Below are 4642 nucleotides of genomic sequence, written 5' to 3'. Positions count from 1 at the left end.
CATTTAGTCTAGGTTCGAGTCCTGGTACCCCAGCCAGAAATTGGAAAGGCCCCGGTTGTCCGGGGTCTTTTTCGTTGTGCGTCGAAGGCTTTCCGAAAGGGCCCCACCCGTGACCGGGTGGGGCCCTTTCGGCGTTCCGTGAGGCCTCCGCGCGACCCTTCCCGGGGGTCTCCGCAGGCTCCTCCGGGCAGCCCTCGCGGAGCCTCCGCCGAGCCTCCACCGAGCCTTCGCGGGGCCCGGCCGGCCGGGGGCGGACGGGGGGTGGACGGGTCGCCGCGCGCTGTCCATGCGCTAAGACCGCGATCTCACTCCGCGAGACACAAGTTCAATCTCCGGCGAAAAGCGCCACTCTGGACGGGAGCGGCCCGGGAGTCTCAGGGCGGCGCACACGCTTTGACCTCGACGACACGAGAAGGCCGGCAACGCGGCCGGCTGGAGGGAATCCGATGGGACGGACACTCGCAGAGAAGGTCTGGGACGACCACGTCGTGCGGCGCGCGGAGGGCGAACCCGACCTCCTCTTCATCGACCTCCACCTGCTCCACGAGGTCACCAGCCCGCAGGCCTTCGACGGGCTGCGGCTGGCCGGCCGTACGGTCCGCCGCACCGATCTGACGATCGCCACCGAGGACCACAACACCCCCACCCTCGACATCGACAAGCCGATCGCCGACCCGGTCTCCAAGGTGCAGCTGGAGACCCTGCGCAGGAACGCCGCCGAGTTCGGCGTCCGGATCCACTCGCTCGGCGACGTCGAACAGGGCGTCGTGCACGTCGTCGGCCCGCAGCTCGGCCTGACCCAGCCCGGCATGACCGTGGTCTGCGGCGACTCCCACACCTCGACCCACGGCGCCTTCGGCGCGCTGGCGTTCGGCATCGGCACCAGCCAGGTCGAGCACGTGCTGGCCACCCAGACCCTGCCGCTGGCGCCGTTCCGGACCATGGCGGTCACCGTCGAGGGCGACCTGCCCGAGGGCGTCACCGCCAAGGACCTGATCCTGGCCGTCATCGCGAAGATCGGCACCGGCGGCGGCCAGGGCTACGTCCTGGAGTACCGCGGTTCGGCGATCCGGAGCCTCTCCATGGAGGCCCGGATGACCGTCTGCAACATGTCGATCGAGGCCGGCGCCCGGGCCGGCATGATCGCCCCGGACGACACGACCTTCGCGTACCTCCAGGGCCGCCCGCACGCCCCGCAGGGCGAGGACTGGGACGCCGCCGTCGCGTACTGGCGGACCCTGGGCACCGACGAGGACGCGGTCTTCGACCACGAGATCTTCATCGACGCGAGCGAGCTGACCCCCTTCGTCACCTGGGGCACCAACCCGGGCCAGGGCGCCCCGCTGGGCTCGAACGTGCCGGACCCGGCCTCCTTCGCCGACCCGCAGGAGCGCCTGGCCGCCGAGAACGCCCTGACGTACATGGGCCTGGAGGCCGGTACCCCGCTGCGCGAGGTGAAGGTCGACGCGGTCTTCGTCGGCTCCTGCACCAACGGCCGGATCGAGGACCTGCGGGCCGCCGCGGCCGTCGTGGAGGGCCGCCGGATCGCCGACGGCGTACGGATGCTGGTCGTCCCCGGGTCCGTCCGGGTCGCGCTCCAGGCCGTCGAGGAGGGGCTGGACAAGGTGTTCACCGCGGCCGGCGCCGAGTGGCGCCACGCGGGCTGCTCGATGTGCCTGGGCATGAACCCCGACCAGCTCGCCCCGGGGGAGCGCTGCGCCTCCACCTCGAACCGCAACTTCGAGGGCCGGCAGGGCAAGGGCGGCCGTACCCACCTGGTCTCCCCGCAGGTCGCCGCCGCGACCGCCGTGCTGGGCCGCCTCGCGTCCCCCTCCGACCTGACCGCCGACGTCGCTCCCGTGGAGGCCTGAGCCATGGAGAAGTTCACCACCCACACCGGCCGGGCCGTCCCGCTGCGCCGCAGCAACGTGGACACCGACCAGATCATCCCCGCCCACTGGCTCAAGAAGGTCACCCGATCCGGTTTCGAGGGCGGCCTGTTCGAAGCCTGGCGCAAGGACGAGTCGTTCATCCTCAACCGGCCCGAGCGGCAGGGCGCCACGGTCCTGGTGGCCGGTCCCGAGTTCGGCACCGGCTCCTCCCGGGAGCACGCCGTCTGGGCGCTCCAGAACTACGGCTTCCACGCGGTCATCTCCTCGCGCTTCGCCGACATCTTCCGGGGCAACTCCCTGAAGAACGGCCTGCTGACGGTCGTCCTGCCGCAGGAGACCGTGGAACGGCTCTGGGCGCTCACGGAGAGTGACCCTTCGGCCGAGATCACCGTCGACCTGGAGGCGCGCGAAGTACGGGCCGAAGGCGTCACGGCGGCCTTCGAACTGGACGACAACGTCCGGTGGCGGCTGCTCAACGGGCTGGACGACATCAGCATCACGCTGCGGAACGAGGCCGACATCGCGGCCTTCGAGGAGACCCGTCCGGCCTTCAAGCCCCGTACTCTGCCGGTCGCCTGAGTTCCCCTCAGAACAAGCATTCTGACGATCCACCGCGTGGCCCGTGCCCCCCTCGGGGGGGCCGGGCCATCCGTCGTTCCGGAGCACGAGTTAGCGCCGGGGCCCGCCCCGGATTGCCCATTTGGCTTTGCGGAAGAGGGCCCCGCGCAAGTACAACTGCGGGTAGATGGCACAATCAGTACATGCACCGGCACCATGAACCTCCGTACGCGGGCGGCGAACCCGCGACTGAGGACTCCATGGGCCGGCCATCCGAACGCCGAATTGACGACCGGCCGGACGTCACCTCCGCACCAGCTGAGGGGCCGGACGACCAGGAAGTCGTAGCGCTCTACGCGCTTGTGGCCGAGCGGTTGAAGCAAGCTCACGCCCGCGTGCATGCGCTGAACGTGTCTGCCGATGCAAAGACCGCTCTCACCCGTCAACTCCTCATCGTCACCGAGACCGCCAAGCGCGATCTTCCGGAGGCGGCAAGGCGGTTGAGTCGCTTTGTACATGACCTCGACGAGGGGCCCCCGCCGCTCGACTGAGGTCGCCGACGCGCAAATCCATTGCGACACTAGGGTGATTCGCGCGTTTGGTAATTGAAAGTCCGCAGATACATACCTAACGTGCGAAAAGAACGGATGGAATCATCCGGCGCCCGTTTCCGAAGGGGAAGACGTGAACAAGGCTCAGCTTGTCGAAGCGGTGGCCGAGCAGCTGGGCGGTCGCAAGGCTGCCGCAGAGGCCGTCGACGCAGTGCTCGACACCATGGTCCGTGCTGTTGTGGCCGGTGACCGGGTCTCGGTGACCGGGTTCGGCACCTTCGAGAAGGTGGAGCGCTCCGCGCGCTTCGCCCGCAACCCGCAGACCGGCGAGCGCGTCAAGGTCAAGAAGACCTCGGTCCCGCGCTTCCGTCCGGGCCAGGGCTTCAAGGACCTGGTCAGCGGCAGCAAGAAGCTGCCGAAGGAAGGCCCCTCGGTGAAGAAGGCCCCCAAGGGCTCCCTCACCCCGGGCAAGAGCGGCGTGGCCGCCACCCCGGCCGCCAAGCGTGCCGCCACCAAGCGCGCCGCCGCCGCTGCCGCCGCCCCGGCCGCCAAGAAGGCCGCCGCCAAGAAGACGGCGACCACGGCCGCCGCCAAGAAGGCGACCACCACGGCCGCCGCCAAGAAGACCACGGCGACCGCCAAGAAGTCCGCCGCGAAGACCACCGCCGCGAAGACGACGGCCGCGAAGACCACCGCCGCCAAGAAGGCGACGGCGACCGCGACCAAGGCCGCCGCCACCAAGAAGACGGCCGCCGCGAAGAAGGCGACCACCACGGCCGCCGCCAAGAAGACCACGGCCACCGCCAAGAAGGCGGCCGCCACCGCCAAGAAGACGGCGCCGGCGAAGAAGACCGCCACCCGCAAGACCACCGCGCGCAAGACCTCTGCCAAGTAAGTCCCGCGCGACCGTCTTCGGACGGCCTTCGGCCCAGAGCCGCGGCACCCCCCCTCCCGTGAATTCGCGGAGACCGGTCGCCGCGGCTCTTTCGATTTCCGGGCGCTTAGTCAGGAATCCGCGGCGTGCGTCGGCAGGGGGCGGTTCCGAGCGGGGTGGCGGGGTGCGGGCCGGTCCCCGGCGGGGCCGGTCGGGCCCGAAGGTTCCGGCGGCGTGGGTGGAGCCCGACGGGGCCGTCAGCCCTCGGCGGGGTCGGGGAAGGTCTGGAGCGTCACGAAGACCACCCGGCGGGCCTCGCCGGTGCCCTCGGTGCGGATCCGCACCCGCTGTCCGGGGCGCAGCAGCCGCAGGCCGCCGGCGTCGAAGGCGGCCGCGTCGAACGGCACCGGGGTCCCGTCGTCGAGCAGCACGGAGCCGGCCCGGGTGGCGGGGTCGAAGGTGAACGCGGTGGCCTGCATGCGTGCAGCATAGCGAGCGGCCCCGCCCGGGCCGGGGAGCAGGTCGGCGCCGGGCCGGGCGGGCTCCGGAGGGGCCGGGACGGGCTCAGCGCAGGCTCAGGCGGGCGAACAGCGCGCTGGTGTGCGGGCCGAGGCCGAGCGCCGCGGCCTCGCCGAGGTCCGTCCCGGTGTCCACGTCCCGGCGCACCGATTCCACGTCCGGCAGGCGCAGTTCGAGCGCGCCGCCGGCCGCGTGCCGGGCCCGTGAGCCGTCCCCGAAGGCGGGGGAGAGCGGGCGCCCGGGCGCGC

5 protein-coding genes and 1 pseudogene are annotated in these 4642 nt (G+C 71.3%); 4 read left to right on the top strand and 2 right to left on the bottom strand.

The window, feature by feature from the left end; genetic code table 11:
• Positions 1-446 precede the first annotated feature (446 nt).
• From leuC to AE652_RS35740, 4 genes are all read left to right on the top strand, one after another.
• On the top strand, positions 447-1871 hold the full coding sequence (gene leuC, locus AE652_RS35755; protein WP_049659170.1) for a 3-isopropylmalate dehydratase large subunit: 1425 nt from the start codon (positions 447-449) through the stop codon (positions 1869-1871).
• A 3-nt stretch (positions 1872-1874) separates the two neighbouring features.
• The gene (gene leuD / locus AE652_RS35750; protein ID WP_049659169.1) at positions 1875-2471 is read left to right on the top strand and encodes a 3-isopropylmalate dehydratase small subunit; all 597 of its coding nucleotides are present in this window, start codon (positions 1875-1877) and stop codon (positions 2469-2471) included.
• A 182-nt stretch (positions 2472-2653) separates the two neighbouring features.
• Complete coding sequence (locus AE652_RS35745; protein ID WP_369808362.1) at positions 2654-3001, top strand: hypothetical protein; 348 nt, start codon at positions 2654-2656, stop codon at positions 2999-3001.
• 133 nt (positions 3002-3134) lie between these two features.
• The gene (locus tag AE652_RS35740; protein ID WP_049659168.1) at positions 3135-3896 is read left to right on the top strand and encodes an HU family DNA-binding protein; all 762 of its coding nucleotides are present in this window, start codon (positions 3135-3137) and stop codon (positions 3894-3896) included.
• A gap of 236 nt (positions 3897-4132) precedes the next feature.
• On the opposite strand, the gene AE652_RS35735 is transcribed toward AE652_RS35740, so the two are convergent.
• Positions 4133-4354, bottom strand: coding sequence for a hypothetical protein (locus AE652_RS35735; protein WP_030257846.1), 222 nt, complete (start codon positions 4352-4354; stop codon positions 4133-4135).
• An 85-nt stretch (positions 4355-4439) separates the two neighbouring features.
• A pseudogene (locus tag AE652_RS35730) lies at positions 4440-4642 on the bottom strand (2-phospho-L-lactate guanylyltransferase); the annotation flags it as partial.

The sequence above is a fragment of the Kitasatospora sp. MY 5-36 genome, assembly GCF_001182915.1.
GTDB lineage: Bacteria > Actinomycetota > Actinomycetes > Streptomycetales > Streptomycetaceae > Kitasatospora.
This window is presented reverse-complemented; position numbering and strand designations above follow the sequence as displayed.

Coding starts and splice junctions, on each gene's coding strand:
- AE652_RS35745 (WP_369808362.1), top strand. CDS start 2,654: ATGCACCGGCACCATGAACCTCCGTACGCGGGCGGCGAACCCGCGACT.
- leuD (WP_049659169.1), top strand. CDS start 1,875: ATGGAGAAGTTCACCACCCACACCGGCCGGGCCGTCCCGCTGCGCCGC.
- AE652_RS35735 (WP_030257846.1), bottom strand. CDS start 4,354: ATGCAGGCCACCGCGTTCACCTTCGACCCCGCCACCCGGGCCGGCTCC.
- leuC (WP_049659170.1), top strand. CDS start 447: ATGGGACGGACACTCGCAGAGAAGGTCTGGGACGACCACGTCGTGCGG.